Origin of the sequence: Pectobacterium betavasculorum (assembly GCF_000749845.1) — a bacterium.
Taxonomy (GTDB): Bacteria; Pseudomonadota; Gammaproteobacteria; order Enterobacterales; family Enterobacteriaceae; genus Pectobacterium; species Pectobacterium betavasculorum.
The window spans coordinates 1,050,015-1,066,051 of record NZ_JQHM01000001.1; the positions used below are offsets into that span (position 1 = coordinate 1,050,015).

Genomic DNA, 16,037 nt, shown 5'->3' on the forward strand with positions numbered 1-16,037 from the left:
ATTTGAGTAAATAATTATTTCGATTTGAAAATATTCCTTACACTTATAATGAAATAGAGATCGAATTATGATTGATTTTTTTATTTATTAAAGTAAGAAATGATATGACATGTTATTCGGCGCGCGACATAGCTTGCGTTAAGCATAAATCGCGCACACTGAAAAGTGTTAAGAACGCGTAGCGGCTTTCATTTCACTCACAAAGGCGTGTAATTCTGACAGCATGACATCAGGCTGGTTCAGATTTTTTTCGATAATCCGTACGATCGCAGAACCAGAAATGGCACCCGCTGCGCCTGATGCTACTGTTTCCCGCACTTGAGCAGGGTCGGAAATGCCAAATCCTTGTAGCGGCGGAGCGGCATGATACGCGTTCAGTTTCGCAACCAGATGGTTCAGCGGCAACTGAGCACGTTTCTCCGCCCCGGTCACGCCTGCGCGTGAAACCAGATAGGTATAGCCACGGCCATAAGAGGCAATCTCTCTCAGCAGCTCATCGTCAGCATTGGGTGGGCAGATAAAGATAGGAGCAATACCGTGTCGTAGCGCTGCGGTACGGAAAGCCGCTGATTCCACTACTGGAACATCCGCGACTAAAACCGAATCGACGCCAACCTCAGCACAACGCTGATAAAATTCATCAATACCGTTGCTGAAAACCAGATTGGCATACATCAGCAGGCCAATCGGGATTTCTGGGTATTTCTGGCGTAGGGTCGCTAACATCTCGAAGCATTGTCCGGGTGTAACGCCCGCGGCAAAAGCACGTAAGTTAGCGTCCTGAATCGTTGGCCCATCGGCTAACGGATCAGAGAAGGGCACGCCCAGCTCGAGCGCGTCGGCACCGGCGGCAATCAGCGTATCGATAATCTTCAGTGACTGCTCGGGGGACGGATCGCCCAATGTAACAAAAGGGACGAACGCGCCTTCATTTTTCTCTGCCAGGCGGGTAAACAGCTGTTGATAGCGCTCCATTAGATTTCTCCCCGATCTTTCAAAATATCGTGCACGGTAAAGATGTCTTTATCACCACGGCCGGACAGGTTGACCACCAGCAGTTGCTCTTTCTCCGGCTCCGCTTTGATCATTTTCAAGGCGTGCGCCAACGCGTGGGATGATTCCAGCGCGGGAATAATCCCTTCGCCGCGGCAAAGTGCTTTGAAAGCCTCCAGCGCTTCATCATCGGTAATAGAAACATAGTCAGCCCGGCCGATACTGTTCAGATAGGCGTGCTGCGGCCCTACGGACGGGAAATCCAGCCCGGCAGAAATAGAGTAGGACTCTTCAATTTGTCCGTCAGATGTTTGCATCATCGGGGACTTCATACCGAAATAGATACCGACGCGGCCATGTTTTAACGGCGCACCGTGCTGCCCTGATTCAATGCCTAAGCCGCCAGGCTCAATGCCGATCAGACGAACATGGGTATCGTCGATGAAATCAGCGAACATCCCGATTGCGTTAGAGCCGCCGCCGACACAGGCCAGCACCGCATCCGGCAAGCGACCTTCTTTTTCCAGAATCTGCGCCTTCGTCTCTTCGCCAATCATGCGTTGGAATTCACGCACGATAGTCGGGTAAGGATGTGGGCCCGCCGCCGTTCCCAGCAGATAGTGCGCCGTTTCATAGCTGCCAGACCAGTCACGCAGCGCTTCGTTACAGGCATCTTTCAGCGTGGAAGAACCGCTATGAACCGGAATCACTTCTGCCCCCATCAGACGCATGCGGAAGACGTTCGGAGACTGACGCTCAACGTCTTTTGCCCCCATATAAACGCGGCATTTCAAGCCGAGCAGCGCACAAGCCAGCGCTGTCGCAACGCCGTGTTGGCCCGCACCGGTTTCAGCGATGATTTCACTTTTACCCATGCGTTTAGCCAGCAATGCCTGTCCAAGCACCTGATTGGTTTTGTGCGCACCACCGTGCAGCAGATCTTCGCGTTTCAGGTACAGCTTGGTTTTCGTTCCTGCCGTCAGATTTTGGCACAGGGTTAACGCTGTCGGGCGACCCGCATAGTTTTTTAGCAGATCGGTAAATTCGGCCTGAAATTCAGGATCTTTTTGTGCACTGACGAAAGCCTCTTCCAGCTGGCGTAACGCCGGGATGAGGATCTGCGGAACAAACTGTCCGCCGAATTCACCGAAGTAAGGGTTGAGTAATGTCATAATTTTCCCGTCTGTTTTAGTGTTGCTGCTGACGTAACGTCGCAAAAACGGCAGCAATTTTATGTGAATCTTTTTTCCCCGGTTCGCTTTCCACCCCGGAATTGAAATCCAGTCCTGCGCAACCTTGCTGTGCGGCCAAGGCACAGTTATCGCTATTCAGGCCACCGGCTAACAGCACATTATCCAGTGGTTGATTGTCCAGTAGCGACCAGTTGAAGGTTTCACCGCTGCCGCCCTGACCGTTGTCAAACACGTAGCGATCGACGTGGGTGAGATCGCGCTCAGGCAGCACATCCGCGATGCTCAGCGCTTTCCAGATCTGGCACGCGGCGGGTAATTGCTGGCGCAGTTGGTTGATCGTCTGTTGATCTTCATCGCCATGTAGTTGAACAGCCGCTAAGCCCAACTGCGTCGTGATAGCAACGATATGTTCGACGGGCGCATTGCGGAAAACACCGACATAGCGCAGTGGAGCTCCGGTGATAATATCGGTGGCTTGTTTGGCATCAACATAGCGTGGAGAACTGGCGACGAAGATTAATCCGCCATAGAGTGCACCCGCTTGATAGGCAGCCTGTGCATCTACTGCACGCGTCAGGCCGCAAACTTTGTTCTCGCCCAGAATGACGCGGCGTACTGCACCGCTGAGGTCCGGCTCGGACATCAGCGAGCTGCCGATCAAGAACCCATGAGCAAACGCGCTAAGTTCACGAATCTGCGCATGGTGATTGATGCCGGACTCACTAATCACCGTTACGCCAGCAGGCAGACGAGGGGCGAGTGTCCGGGTACGGTTGAGATCGATGGAGAGATCGCGCAGGTCACGGTTGTTGATCCCGACGACGCGCGCTTCGAGCTGAATAGCACGCTGTAGCTCTTCTTCATTACTGACTTCCGTTAACACACCCAGTTTCAGGCTGTGCGCTACCTCGGCCAGTTGCCGATACTGCTCGTCGTCCAGCACGGACAGCATCAGCAGAATAGCATCGGCCTGGTAGTAACGCGCCAGATAGATCTGGTAGGACGAAATAATAAAGTCTTTGCACAACACCGGCTGATGTACCGCCGCACTGACCTGCGGGAGAAAAGCAAAGTCGCCCTGAAAATACTGCTCGTCGGTTAAAACGGAAATGGCGGACGCATAATCTTTATAGACCTGAGCAATCGCCACTGGGTCAAAATCGTCGCGGATCAACCCTTTGGACGGCGACGCCTTTTTGCATTCCAGAATAAAAGCGGGCTTATCCTGTTTCAGCGCCTGATAAAAGTCGCGCTGGCTGGGAACGATCTCATGCTGAAAAGAGACGAGCGGCTGTGTTTTCTCGCGTTCTGCAATCCAGAGTGCTTTGTCACGCACAATTTTATGTAATACGGTTTCCTGCATGGTTCCATTATCCTCTGGCGGACAGGGCGATAACACGCTGATAAGCCTGTCCGCTATGAATGACTTCAAGTGCCTGTTGCGCATTCTGGCGCAGATCTTCTTGTCCGAACAATCTCAGGAGCAACGCAACGTTGGCGGCAACCGCAGCGGCGTGCGCGCGTTCACCTTTACCTTGTAGCAGCGACGCGAGAATGTCACGATTTTCTTCCGGCGTACCGCCTTGTAATGCCGACAGAGGATGCGCATCCAGACCAAAATCGCGATGCGTGAGTTCGTAGGTTTCGATCTCACCGTTATTTAACTCGGCAACCTGCGTTGGTGCATGAATCGCGACTTCATCCATCCCACCGCCGTGTACGACGGCGGCACGCTGGTAGCCCAGCACTTTCAACGTTTCGGCGATAGGGCGGACTAATTCTGGACTATACACGCCAATCAGCGCCAGCGGAGGGCGTGCCGGGTTAACCAACGGCCCCAGCACGTTGAAGACGGTGCGTGTTTTGAGCTGTTGACGCACCGGCATGGCATGGCGGAAACCTAAATGATATTGCGGGGCAAACAGGAAACACACGCCCAAATCATCCAACGCCTGGCGTGAATCCTGCGCGCTCATATCCAGCTTAATACCGAAAGCAGAAAGCAAGTCGGATGAACCTGAACGGCTGGACACGCTGCGGTTACCGTGTTTGGCGATTTTCAGGCCACAACTGGCTGCAACGAATGCGCTGGCGGTTGAAATATTAATGCTGTTCGTGCCGTCACCGCCCGTGCCGACGATATCGGCAAATAAATAGTCAGGGCGTGGAAACGGCTGTGCATCGGCCAGTAATGCTGTGGCGGCACCAGCGATTTCATCGGGATGCTCGCCGCGCACTTTCATGCTAATCAACGCTGCTGCCAGTTGGCTGGCTTCCAGTTCACCGCGGATAACCGCGCCAAACAGTGCCTGGCTTTCCTGACGGCTGATATTTTCCGCGCGGTATAATTTTTCCAGTATGTTTTGCATGATAAATACATCCTGAGCAGTAGATGGTTCTCGGGTCTTAGAAGATTGTTGCGTAGAAGACAGTTGCATCATCGATTCCCTCGTTAAGCCAGCGCCCAGTCCAGCGTTTGTTCCAGCAGTCGAGCACCGTGTGTGGTCAGGATCGACTCAGGATGGAATTGAAAACCGCAGACGCGATCTGCATCGTTACGCACAGCCATCACCATCATGTTGAAGTGTGCGTTGACGGTTAGCGTAGAAGGAATGTTGCTGCCAACCAGCGAGTGGTAACGGGCGACCGGCAACGGGTGCGGTAAACCGCTAAACATGCCGCTGGCATCGTGGTCAATAGCAGAGGCTTTACCATGCAGGATTTCTCCGGCTTGGCCGACATGGCCGCCGTAGGCTTCCACGATGGCCTGATGGCCGAGGCAAATACCGATAATCGGCAACTGACCGCGCAGACGTTGCAATAGTTCAGGCATACAGCCCGCCTCCGCAGGCGTGCCGGGGCCAGGGGAGAGCATCAGAATCGGTTTTTCCATCTGCTGTAAACGCGCGATGATGACGTCGGCAGGCACATGGTTACGGTAAATCACGACCTGATGACCGCTGGCACGCAGCTGATCCACCAGGTTGTAGGTGAATGAGTCGATATTATCGAGCAGCAGGATGTCGGCCATCAGAAGATCTCCTTTGCATGATGCGCACTGGCAATGGCTCGCAGCACGGCACGGGCTTTGTTGCGTGTTTCGTCGGCTTCGGCCTGAGGGGTAGAATCCAGAACAACACCTGCACCTGCCTGAACGGTGGCAATACCGTCTTCGACATAGGCGGAGCGAATGACGATGCAGGTATCGAGATCGCCGTGAGCGGTGAAGTAACCCACCGCGCCGCCGTAGCTGCCGCGTCGGGTTTTCTCACTTTCCGCAATCAACTGCATTGCCCTAACTTTCGGTGCGCCGCTTAGCGTACCCATATTCATGCAGGCGCGGTAGGCGTGCAGTACATCCAAATCTTCGCGCAGTGTGCCAACGACGCGGGAGACCAGATGCATCACAAAGGAATAGCGGTCAACTTTGGTTAAATCAGCAACGTAGCGACTGCCTGGCTGACAGATACGTGCCAGATCGTTGCGGGCTAAATCTACCAACATTAGGTGTTCTGCTAGCTCTTTATGGTCGGTACGCATTTCCAGCTCAATACGGCTATCAAGATCGCGATCCAGCGATCCATCAGCACGACGACCGCGTGGGCGGGTACCGGCAATCGGGTAAATTTCGATTTGGCGGCTGTCGGCATCGTATTTCAGAGAGCTTTCCGGTGAGGCACCGAACAGTGTGAAATCCTGATCCTGCATGTAAAACATGTAAGGGCTAGGGTTGTTATCTTTCAGCGTTTGGTAGGCGGCCAGCGGTGAAGGACACGGCAGAGAGAAACGGCGTGACGGCACGACCTGAAAAATTTCACCGATGCGAATAGCATCCTGCATCTGGCTGACGACGTCACCAAAGTCTTCATCGCTCTGGTTGCAGCTCAGCGCCATGTCTTCGATGGATTGGCTCGGCAGCGCAGGAGCCGGTTGGGTGAGTTGAGATTGTAATTGATCCAGACGCTGTTGCAGACGCTGTTTTTCGCTGTGGCTTGGCGTAAACAAGCTGGCTTGCAGGGCGGTCACGCGTTTTTGATGGTCAAGCACCAGCAGCGTTTCGGCCAGATAGAAGCAAAAATCCGGGCAACGCTGCTGCTGGCTCAGCGCGGGTAATTCTTCAAACCCGGCGACCAAATCGTAGGCAAACAGACCACCGAGGAACATGGCTTCACGCTCGTCTGGCGGGCTGGCAACCAGCGTCAGAATCTGACGTAAGGCGTCAAACACAGACAGTGAACGCAGGCGAGCATCTTCATCCAGCATGTCATCTGCCAGTGGAAAAGTGAGTTCACGACCGTTCGGACGCGGCTGGTTGATAACCTCCATAGGCAGTGCGGCATCCAGCAGCGGCAACAGACTGGCACCGTTTGCGGTTAATGCCTGAATAGAAACCTGCTGGCCGAGTGCGGTGATGCGCAGCGCGCTATCAATGATTAATAGGCTTTTCAGGTTTTCCTTGCTGTCGATTTCAGCGGACTCTAACAGCAACGTGGCAGGTCTGGCACCGCAGAGTTGATGGAAGATGGCGCTGGGGTCATTACGGTAAACGGCCTCAATACGCAGCAGTTCCAGTTTCGGTTGTGTTGTTTGCATTCTTACTATCCGTTTAATGTTGTGCCCATCAATAAAAAACCCGCTTAGTTAAGCGGGTCTGGGAATATCTGCATGTGTGATAACAGCGATGCGTGATTAGTCCACCCGCGATAGGGAAGCGCGCCACCAACCATGCTTCATCATTTTCTGCGTTGCCATTATCATCATCTCGCTGTTTGTGTACCGAGCAATATTTGCGTGCTGAGCTTGCGTACTAGTTAACTGGTTCGACGATAAAATGTCAACACTTACAATAGGATTATTTTATTACTCAGGGAAACGGCAGGAATTACCCTTTTCTTCCTATTAATGGCATCATGCGGCCTTCGCATAACTCTTGCTAATGGATAGTCTTGTGCCAGAAGATTCCCAACCAATATCGTCATTCCCACTTTATGATTTACATAGCCATACCACGGCGTCTGATGGGCTGTTAACGCCGACGGCGCTGGTCCGTCGGGCGGTAGATATGCGGGTGAGCGTACTGGCCATTACCGATCACGACACGATTGCCGGGCTTGAAGAAGCACAACATGCGATTGCGCAACAAGGGCTGCCAATGAGGTTGATTCCCGGCGTAGAGATCTCCACGTTGTGGGAAAATCATGAGATCCATATTGTCGGATTGGGGATGGATATTGCACACCCCGCATTAAGTGGATTGCTGCAACAGCAGGCGGACTCTCGGCAGAGGCGGGCGGAACAAATCGCGACTCGGTTGGAGAAATCCCGCATTCCCGATGCGCTGGCTGGCGCACAGCGTTTGGCGACGGGAGGGCAGATTACACGAGCACATTTTGCGCGTTATTTGATTGAATTGGGTATCGCGTCGAATATGAATCAAGTGTTTAAAAAGTATCTGGCGAAAGGCAAAACCGGCTACGTGCCACCGCAGTGGTGCACGATTCCGCAAGCTATCGACGCTATTCATCAATCTGGCGGTGTGTCTGTGCTGGCTCACCCAGGCCGTTACGATCTGACGGCCAAATGGTTAAAGCGTCTGTTAACCATGTTTGCAGAAAGCGGCGGGATTGCAATGGAAGTTGCACAATGTCAACAGGCACCGGATGAGCGAACGCAGCTTGCTCGCTATGCGCGTGATTTCAACCTGATGGCGTCACAAGGATCGGATTTTCATCTGCCTTGTGCCTGGATTGAACTGGGTCGCAAACTGTGGCTGCCTGCTGATGTCGAACCCGTTTGGCATCATCCATTATTGGCAGATTAGCGGGATATTACCGTGTCATGGCAACGCTATTTCATGAAATAACAATCTTTTACCACCGACACGTTCTATAATAACCCTATTGCATTATGACGCGGTGTGGGATAAGCAACGCCGCGAAATGTCAGACGCACGAGGTAGGGTCATGAGTCAGTTTTTCTATATTCATCCACAAAATCCACAACCACGGTTAATCAGCCAATCGGTGGAGTTTTTGCATAAGGGCGGGGTGATTGTTTATCCAACGGATTCCGGTTATGCGTTGGGCTGTATGTTAGGTGAAAAGAACGCGCTGGAACGCATCTGTCGGATTCGCGATCTGGGTAGCGATCATAACTTCACGCTGATGTGTCGCGATCTGTCCGAACTATCAACGTATGCCCATGTTGATAACACGGCCTTCCGATTGATTAAAAATAATACACCGGGAAATTACACGTTTATTCTGAAAGCGACGAAAGAGGTTCCTCGCCGTTTAATGAATGAAAAACGCAAAACTATCGGCCTGCGTGTGCCGTCCAATCCTATTGCGCTGGATCTGCTGGCCGCGCTGAATGAACCGCTGATGTCGACAACGCTGATGCTACCGGGAAATGATTTTGCCGAATCCGATCCCGAAGAAATTCAGGAAAGATTGGGAAAACGGGTGGATTTGATTATTCACGGTGGTTCTCTTGGTCAACAGCCTACGACGGTTATCGATTTGACGGAGTCCGTACCGCGCGTTGCTCGTGAAGGCACTGGTGACGTCACTCCGTTCTTATAAGCGCTGTGACGGCTGTAACAATGGGAATACAAATGGCGCGAAGATCGGTATAATCGCGCCAGCATTGCATGTGACGAACGATTTTTACGTAACTTGCTGAATTTTATTAGCAGTTATGACTCCCCCCGACGCCTGGGAAGGCGACACTAGAGGTTGCTCAATGAGCGAAAAGTTACAAAAAGTTCTGGCGCGCGCCGGACATGGCTCACGCCGCGAAATTGAAGGTATCATTCAGGCTGGACGCGTCAGCGTTGATGGTAAGATTGCCACTCTGGGCGATCGCGTTGAAGTGACGAAAGCCACCAAAATCCGTATTGATGGCCATGTGGTTACCGTTAAGGAAACCGAAGAAACCGTGTGCCGCGTGCTGGTGTATTACAAACCGGAAGGCGAACTCTGTACACGGAACGATCCTGATGGGCGTCCAACGGTATTTGACCGTCTGCCGAAAATTCAGGGCTCTCGTTGGGTTGCAGTAGGGCGCCTGGATGTGAACACCTCCGGCCTGCTGCTGTTCACGACCGACGGGGAACTGGCCAATCGCCTGATGCACCCTAGCCGTGAAGTTGAGCGTGAATATGCTGTGCGGGTCTTCGGTGAAGTTGATGATGAAAAGATCAAACAGCTGAGTAAAGGCGTACAGCTTGAAGATGGTCCTGCCTCGTTCCGTTCTATCCGCTATCAGGGTGGTGAAGGCCTGAACCAGTGGTATAACGTCACGCTGACAGAAGGGCGTAACCGCGAAGTTCGCCGTCTGTGGGAAGCGGTTGGCGTGCAGGTTAGCCGCCTGATTCGCGTGCGCTACGGCGACATTACGTTGCCGAAAGGCATTCCACGCGGTGGCTGGGCAGAAATGCCGTTGGAACAGCTTAACTATCTGCGGGAATTAGTGCAGCTTCCGGCAGAAACAGTGTCGAAACTGCCGGTTGAGCGCGAGCGCCGTCGGGTGAAAGCGAATCAGATCCGCCGTGCGGTAAAACGTCACAGCCAGATCAACAGCGCTCCGGCACGTCGCACGTCGCCAAAGCCAAAACGCAACGGCTAAGCTTTTCTCTATATGTTTCACGGGCAGCCTTCGCTGCCCGTTTTAGTTTTATCTCGACTACCAGTCAATGCCTTGCTGTGCCTGAATCCCGTTATCAAACGCATGCTTTACCGGGCGCATTTCCGTCACGGTATCTGCCATTTCGAGTAAATCACGGTGGCAGCCACGACCGGTGATGATCACAGTCTGTCCTGCGGGGCGATGCTTCAAGGCAGTGACAACGTCACTTAAATCCAGATAATCATAGCTAACCATATACGTCAGCTCATCTAATACGACGAGGTCAAGCTGTGGATCGGTCAGCATCCGTTTACCTGCCTGCCACACGCTCTGCGCTGCTTCGGTATCTGTCTGGCGATTCTGCGTCTCCCAGGTAAAGCCCGTTGCCATCACTTGAAACTCTACGCCGTGTTGTTGCAGCAGGTTTTTTTCACCGTTTGGCCATTCGCCTTTAATAAACTGGATCACGCCAGCCTGTAAACCATGGCCGAGCGCCCGCGTGACGGTGCCAAACGCTGCTGTCGTTTTCCCTTTCCCATTCCCCGTGAACACAATCAGGATACCGCGCGTTTCATTCGCTGCGGCAATGCGAGCATCAACCTTTTCTTTCAGACGCTGTTGACGTTGCTGGTGACGTTCATCGCTCATATTGAGTGCTCTTATCTATTATTCGGCTGGACCGGCTTTTCTACCCGGTTGTGCATCAAAACTCATCCCCGTCTTACGGCGGCTGTCATCGCCCATTAGATAGAGATACAGCGGCATGATATCTGCCGGCGTTTTCAGCTTCATCGGGTCTTCGTTGGGAAACGCCGAGGCGCGCATGCCTGTACGCGTTCCACCGGGATTAATACAGTTCACCCGCAGATTGTGTGAACGATACTCATCAGCCAGCACTTGCATCAGGCCCTCTGTAGCGAATTTGGATGCAGAATAGGCTCCCCAGTTAGCACGACCTTCTCGGCCTACGCTGGAACTGGTGAAAACCAGAGAAGAGCAAGGCGATTTCAATAACAGGGATAGCAGAGCCTGCGTCAGCATAAAGGTTGCGTTGACGTTGACTTGCATAACCTGATGCCAGATCTCCGGTGTTTGCTGTACGACAGGGGCAATTTCCCCAAGCAATCCGGCATTGTGGAGGACGCCATCCAGATGCGGTACAACCTGTGCCAGCTCATCAGCCAACTGAAAACACTGTGCGGAGGATAAGGCCAACATATCGCAGACAACAACGTGTGCCTCCGTACCGTGTTCCTGTTTGATCTGCTGTTTAACCGCCTGTAATTTACTTTCCGTTCGTCCTAATAAGACAACGTGTGCGCCGTAGCGAGCGTAGGTCAGCGCGGCTTCTCGACCAATGCCGTCGCCTGCTCCAGTGACAAGAATGATGCGGTTTTGCAGTAAATCGGTTTTAGGCTGGTAATGCACAATGGGTTCCTCTTGCTGTGGCGCAGGATGGCCACGCTTCAGATAATAGATCTGCCATTACGTATCGGCACGATGTGGTTGCAGGGGCGTGTCGATCGGAGCGTCAGATAAGGCGCATCCGGGCAGGTGAATGGGGGTGTTATGCCTCAAATGCCGCACGTTTTCAATGAGACTGCCTCTATTTATCATCGTGCTGTTGTAAAAAGCAGCATTAAACATAAAAACTACAGGAATAACATCGCCATATTGCGTGCCATCAGTTAGGTTATAGGAAGGTAATGGCGTGCGACGTCAACGCCATGGTTGGTCAGTAAGCCAACATTAATTAATACTCAGTCAATGAGGACGGTGTTTGTGGAATTACTTTCTCTGTACGGTTTATTCCTGGCTAAGGCGCTCACCATCGTGGTGGCTATCGGTGCGTTAGTCGTTCTGGCATTCGGGATGACGCAGCGCAAGCGCCAACATAAAGGTGAGTTACAGGTCACGAATCTGGGCGAACAATATCAGGAAATGCAGCGCGAAATGCAGACTGCCTGTATGAGCGACACCGAGCGTAAGCTGTTATCTAAACAAGAAAAAAAGAAAGAAAAAGAAACGGTGAAGCAAGATAAGCAGCGGGCCAAACGTGGTGAAGAGAAAAGTATAAAACCATGCCTGTACGTACTCGATTTCAATGGCAGCATGGATGCAGGAGAAGTCAGTTCACTACGTGAAGAGATTTCTGCCGTGCTCGCCGTGGCGAAACCGAAAGATGCGGTCTTGCTGCGTCTGGAAAGCCCTGGCGGTGTGGTGCACGGCTATGGGCTGGCCGCTTCGCAATTACAACGCTTGCGCCAAGGCGGTGTACGCTTGACGGTCTCCGTAGATAAAGTTGCTGCCAGCGGCGGATATATGATGGCCTGCGTGGCCGACCGTATCGTAGCGGCACCTTTTGCTATTGTCGGTTCTATTGGCGTCGTAGCACAAATCCCCAATTTTCACCGTTTGCTGAAAAACAAAGACATTGATGTTGAATTGCATACCGCAGGTGAATTTAAACGCACGCTAACGCTGTTTGGTGAGAATACTGAGCAAGGTCGTGAAAAATTCCGCGAAGATCTGAATGTCACGCATACGTTGTTTAAGGATTTTGTACAGCAGATGCGCCCGTCGCTGGATATTGATTCGGTTGCGACAGGAGAGCACTGGTTTGGCACTCAGGCTAAAGATTTGGGGTTAATTGACGCCATTGGTACCAGTGACGATCTGTTGATTGCCGAAATGGCTAGCCATGAGGTATTAAGCGTTCGCTATACGCGGCGTAAACGCTTGCTGGATCGTCTGACTGGCAGCGCGGGAGAGACCGCCGAACGTCTGATGCTGCGTTGGTGGCAGCGTGGTTCAAAGCCCCTGCTGTAACCGAGTATTGGTAAGTCGTACCTCGTTTAAGTGCCCGCAGTTTGCGGGCACTTTTCTTTAATCGACCAGATAATATTTTTCGGATAAAACATGCGCAAGATGTTTGAACATGTTAAATACAGCGGTGCTTTTTAAGGTTGGTATTCCGTTTTTATCGAGAAAAAATTCACCGCGGAAAACCAGCACGCCGTTTTTTTGTTCTACGCTATCAGCGACCATACCGTGCAAATAATCATCGTGATGTTTAATGATGTCATTAGCTTCAACTAATAAGCTCTGGCGATCGATAGGACGTTTTTCTTTATTAACCTGGTGTTCAGGTGACATGATTGCTACTCCTGTACTCACCCTTGAAAAAGGGGTAGTTACACTATATCAACAATGCTGTTTCGAAAAGCAACGCTGCTATTTCGAAAACCAATGCGGCTATTCCAAAAACAGCACCAAGAGAAAGGGTACTGCGATACGGTTTCAACGTAAAGGGCAGATTATGATGCAAATGGGCTACATTTTAGGGGCTTACCTGCCGATATTCAATTTGGCAGGAAGCGGATAAAACAGGCTTTCCATGCTAATTAAGTTGCGTGGCAGTATTTATCAGGTAGAGTGTGGGATTTTGCGCAGTCAGTAGAATCCGCTCTGAATGCCCCGAAAAATATCTGATTTTCAGAAGAATTCAGCAGGTAATAGTACATATGGGTAAAGCTCTCGTTATCGTCGAGTCCCCGGCAAAAGCCAAAACGATCAATAAGTATTTAGGCAATGACTACGTGGTGAAATCCAGCGTCGGTCATGTGCGTGATTTGCCGACGAGCGGCTCAGTCAGTAAAAAGAGCGCGGACTCAACGACTAAAGATAAAACGAAAAAGAAAGTCAAAAAGGATGAGAAATCCGCGCTGGTTAATCGTATGGGCGTCGATCCTTATCATGGCTGGAAAGCCAACTATGAAATACTGCCGGGTAAGGAGAAGGTTGTCTCCGAATTAAAAACGCTGGCGGAAAATGCCGACCACATCTATCTCGCAACCGACCTTGACCGCGAAGGGGAAGCCATTGCCTGGCACCTGCGGGAAATCATTGGTGGTGACGATCAGCGTTTCAGCCGCGTAGTGTTTAATGAAATCACGAAGAATGCCATTAAACAGGCATTTGAAAAACCAGACACCTTGAATATTGACCGCGTTAATGCACAGCAGGCGCGTCGGTTTATGGATCGCGTGGTGGGTTACATGGTTTCCCCGCTGCTGTGGAAAAAAATTGCCCGCGGTCTGTCCGCTGGTCGCGTGCAGTCAGTTGCGGTACGCCTGATTGTCGATCGCGAGCGTGAAATCAAAGCGTTCGTACCAGAAGAATATTGGGAATTGCACGCCGATTTGTTGGCGGGTAGCGATATTCAACTGCAAATGCAGGTAACGCATCACAACGGCAAACCGTTTAAGCCGGTTAATAAAGAGCAAACGCATGCGGCGGTCAGTCTGCTGGAAAACGCACGCTATGTGGTTGCTGACCGTGAAGATAAGCCTACCAGCAGCAAACCAGGGGCGCCGTTCATCACATCCACGCTGCAACAGGCTGCCAGTACACGTCTTGGTTTTGGTGTGAAAAAGACCATGATGATGGCGCAGCGTCTGTACGAAGCTGGCCACATTACCTATATGCGTACCGATTCAACGAACCTCAGTCAGGATGCACTGACGATGGTGCGTGGCTATATCGGCGAAGCGTTCGGTAAGCGCTATTTGCCAGAGGCGGCGATCGTCTACAGCAGCAAAGAGAATTCGCAGGAAGCGCATGAAGCCATTCGTCCTTCCGATGTTGGCGTGCTTGCTGACAGCCTGAAAGATATGGAAGCCGATGCACAGAAGCTGTATCAACTGATTTGGCGTCAGTTCGTCGCCTGTCAAATGACGCCTGCGCAGTACGATTCCACCACATTAATCGTGGAAGCCGCAGATTATCAACTGCGTGCCAAAGGCCGTACGCTGCGTTTTGATGGCTGGACGAAAGTGATGCCAGCGCTGCGTAAAAATGATGAAGATCGCACGTTGCCAACCGTGGACGTGGGTGAGTCGCTGTCACTACAGAAACTGTTGCCAGGGCAACATTTCACCAAGCCACCGGCACGTTACAGCGATGCTTCTCTGGTTAAAGAGTTGGAAAAACGCGGCATTGGTCGTCCATCTACCTACGCCTCTATTATTTCGACCATCCAGGATCGTGGCTATGTGCGCGTGGAAAATCGCCGTTTTTACGCCGAGAAAATGGGTGAAATTGTTACCGACCGACTGGAAGAAAACTTCCGCGAATTGATGAATTACGATTTTACCGCGCGGATGGAAAGCCGCCTCGATCAGGTGGCCAATAATCAGGCGGAATGGAAAGCCGTGTTGGATGAGTTCTTCGACGAATTTAGCCAGCAGTTGGAAAAGGCAGAGCTGGACCCTGAAGAGGGCGGTATGCGCCCCAATGCGATGGTGCTGACCAGCATTGATTGCCCAACCTGCTCTCGTCAAATGGGGATTCGTACCGCCAGTACCGGTGTGTTCCTGGGCTGTTCCGGCTATGCACTGCCGCCGAAAGAGCGCTGTAAAACCACGATCAACCTGATACCGGAAGCCGAAGTGCTGAACGTGTTAGAAGGTGATGAAGCCGAAACTAACGCATTGCGTGCTCGCCGTCGCTGTGAAAAATGCGGTACGGCGATGGACAGCTACTTGATCGATAATCAGCGTAAGCTGCACGTTTGCGGGAATAACCCAGCCTGTGACGGATATGAAATCGAAGCTGGTGAGTTCCGTATCAAGGGCTATGATGGGCCGATTGTTGAATGCGAAAAATGTGGCTCCGAAATGCACCTCAAAATGGGGCGCTTCGGTAAATACATGGCCTGCACCAGCGAGACGTGCACTAACACGCGTAAGATCCTGCGTAATGGCGATGTTGCGCCACCGAAAGAAGATCCGGTGCCGTTGCCTGAGTTGCCTTGCGAGAAGTCTGATGCCTATTTCGTCTTGCGTGACGGTGCGGCAGGGGTATTCCTTGCAGCTAATACGTTCCCGAAATCTCGCGAAACGCGAGCGCCGTTGGTAGAGGAACTGGTGCGATTCAAAGATCGTTTATCAGAAAAACTGCGCTATCTGGCCGATGCACCAGTGGTTGATAAAGACGGTAATAAAACGCAGGTGCGTTTCAGCCGTAAGACCAAACAGCAATATGTCTCATCAGAGAAGGACGGCAAGGCAACCGGCTGGTCAGCGTTTTACATTGACGGAAAATGGGTTGAAGGGAAGAAGTAATTTCTTTCTGCCATCCTCTGCCCAACGGTGGTTGGGCGTAGAAAATAGTTAAATCAAGCCAGCCGCAAGGTTGGCTTTTTTATCGCAAAAATCTCCT

General features: G+C 51.8%; 12 protein-coding genes, 2 pseudogenes and 1 other annotated feature. Of the genes and pseudogenes, 5 read left to right on the top strand and 9 right to left on the bottom strand.

The window, feature by feature from the left end:
• Window positions 1-168 precede the first annotated feature (168 nt).
• The 6 genes and pseudogenes from trpA to KP22_RS04825 form a co-directional block, all read right to left on the bottom strand.
• Window positions 169-975 (bottom strand): tryptophan synthase subunit alpha, encoded by an 807-nt coding sequence (trpA, locus tag KP22_RS04800; RefSeq protein WP_039322739.1) that lies wholly within the window; start codon window positions 973-975, stop codon window positions 169-171.
• On the bottom strand, window positions 975-2,168 hold the full coding sequence (gene trpB, locus KP22_RS04805; RefSeq protein ID WP_197061542.1) for a tryptophan synthase subunit beta: 1,194 nt from the start codon (window positions 2,166-2,168) through the stop codon (window positions 975-977). The genes trpA and trpB overlap by 1 nt, the downstream gene beginning before the upstream one ends.
• 13 nt (window positions 2,169-2,181) lie before the next feature.
• Window positions 2,182-3,549, bottom strand: coding sequence for a bifunctional indole-3-glycerol-phosphate synthase TrpC/phosphoribosylanthranilate isomerase TrpF (gene trpCF, locus KP22_RS04810; RefSeq protein WP_039299977.1), 1,368 nt, complete (start codon window positions 3,547-3,549; stop codon window positions 2,182-2,184).
• A gap of 7 nt (window positions 3,550-3,556) precedes the next feature.
• Window positions 3,557-4,552: pseudogene (gene trpD, locus KP22_RS04815) on the bottom strand (anthranilate phosphoribosyltransferase); the annotation flags it as partial.
• A 93-nt stretch (window positions 4,553-4,645) separates the two neighbouring features.
• Window positions 4,646-5,217, bottom strand: a pseudogene (locus tag KP22_RS04820) (glutamine amidotransferase-related protein); the annotation flags it as partial.
• Window positions 5,217-6,779: an anthranilate synthase component 1 gene (locus KP22_RS04825; RefSeq protein WP_039299965.1), complete on the bottom strand. Its 1,563-nt coding sequence runs from the start codon at window positions 6,777-6,779 to the stop codon at window positions 5,217-5,219. The pseudogene KP22_RS04820 and the gene KP22_RS04825, both read right to left, overlap by 1 nt.
• Window positions 6,780-6,809: 30 nt before the next feature.
• Window positions 6,810-6,914 (bottom strand) — a sequence feature (Trp leader region).
• Between the two features lie 220 nt (window positions 6,915-7,134).
• On the opposite strand from KP22_RS04825, the gene rnm reads away from it, so the two are divergent.
• The 3 genes from rnm (at window position 7,135) to rluB (ending at window position 9,815) form a co-directional block, all read left to right on the top strand.
• Complete coding sequence (gene rnm, locus KP22_RS04830) at window positions 7,135-8,007, top strand: RNase RNM (protein WP_039299961.1); 873 nt, start codon at window positions 7,135-7,137, stop codon at window positions 8,005-8,007.
• Between the two features lie 142 nt (window positions 8,008-8,149).
• Window positions 8,150-8,770, top strand: a complete 621-nt coding sequence (locus KP22_RS04835; protein WP_039299958.1) for an L-threonylcarbamoyladenylate synthase — start codon at window positions 8,150-8,152, stop codon at window positions 8,768-8,770.
• Between the two features lie 160 nt (window positions 8,771-8,930).
• Window positions 8,931-9,815 carry a 23S rRNA pseudouridine(2605) synthase RluB gene (gene rluB, locus KP22_RS04840; RefSeq protein ID WP_039299955.1) on the top strand — a complete coding sequence of 295 codons (885 nt, stop codon included), beginning with the start codon at window positions 8,931-8,933 and terminating at the stop codon, window positions 9,813-9,815.
• Window positions 9,816-9,872: 57 nt separating this feature from the next.
• On the opposite strand, the gene cobO is transcribed toward rluB, so the two are convergent.
• Both cobO and KP22_RS04850 read right to left on the bottom strand, forming a co-directional pair.
• A complete protein-coding gene (cobO, locus tag KP22_RS04845) occupies window positions 9,873-10,463 on the bottom strand; it encodes a cob(I)yrinic acid a,c-diamide adenosyltransferase (RefSeq protein WP_039322742.1) in 591 nt (196 codons plus the stop codon).
• Window positions 10,464-10,481: 18 nt separating this feature from the next.
• Window positions 10,482-11,243 carry a YciK family oxidoreductase gene (locus KP22_RS04850; protein ID WP_039322745.1) on the bottom strand — a complete coding sequence of 254 codons (762 nt, stop codon included), beginning with the start codon at window positions 11,241-11,243 and terminating at the stop codon, window positions 10,482-10,484.
• Between the two features lie 354 nt (window positions 11,244-11,597).
• Here KP22_RS04850 and sohB point away from each other — a divergent pair, with 354 nt between their 5' ends.
• Window positions 11,598-12,644: a protease SohB gene (gene sohB, locus KP22_RS04855; RefSeq protein WP_039301074.1), complete on the top strand. Its 1,047-nt coding sequence runs from the start codon at window positions 11,598-11,600 to the stop codon at window positions 12,642-12,644.
• Between the two features lie 57 nt (window positions 12,645-12,701).
• Here the strand turns inward: sohB and KP22_RS04860 are convergent, their stop codons facing one another.
• A complete protein-coding gene (locus KP22_RS04860; protein WP_039322748.1) occupies window positions 12,702-12,971 on the bottom strand; it encodes a YciN family protein in 270 nt (89 codons plus the stop codon).
• Window positions 12,972-13,339: 368 nt separating this feature from the next.
• Here KP22_RS04860 and topA point away from each other — a divergent pair, with 368 nt between their 5' ends.
• Window positions 13,340-15,940 carry a type I DNA topoisomerase gene (topA, locus tag KP22_RS04870; protein ID WP_039299944.1) on the top strand — a complete coding sequence of 867 codons (2,601 nt, stop codon included), beginning with the start codon at window positions 13,340-13,342 and terminating at the stop codon, window positions 15,938-15,940.
• Window positions 15,941-16,037 lie beyond the last annotated feature (97 nt).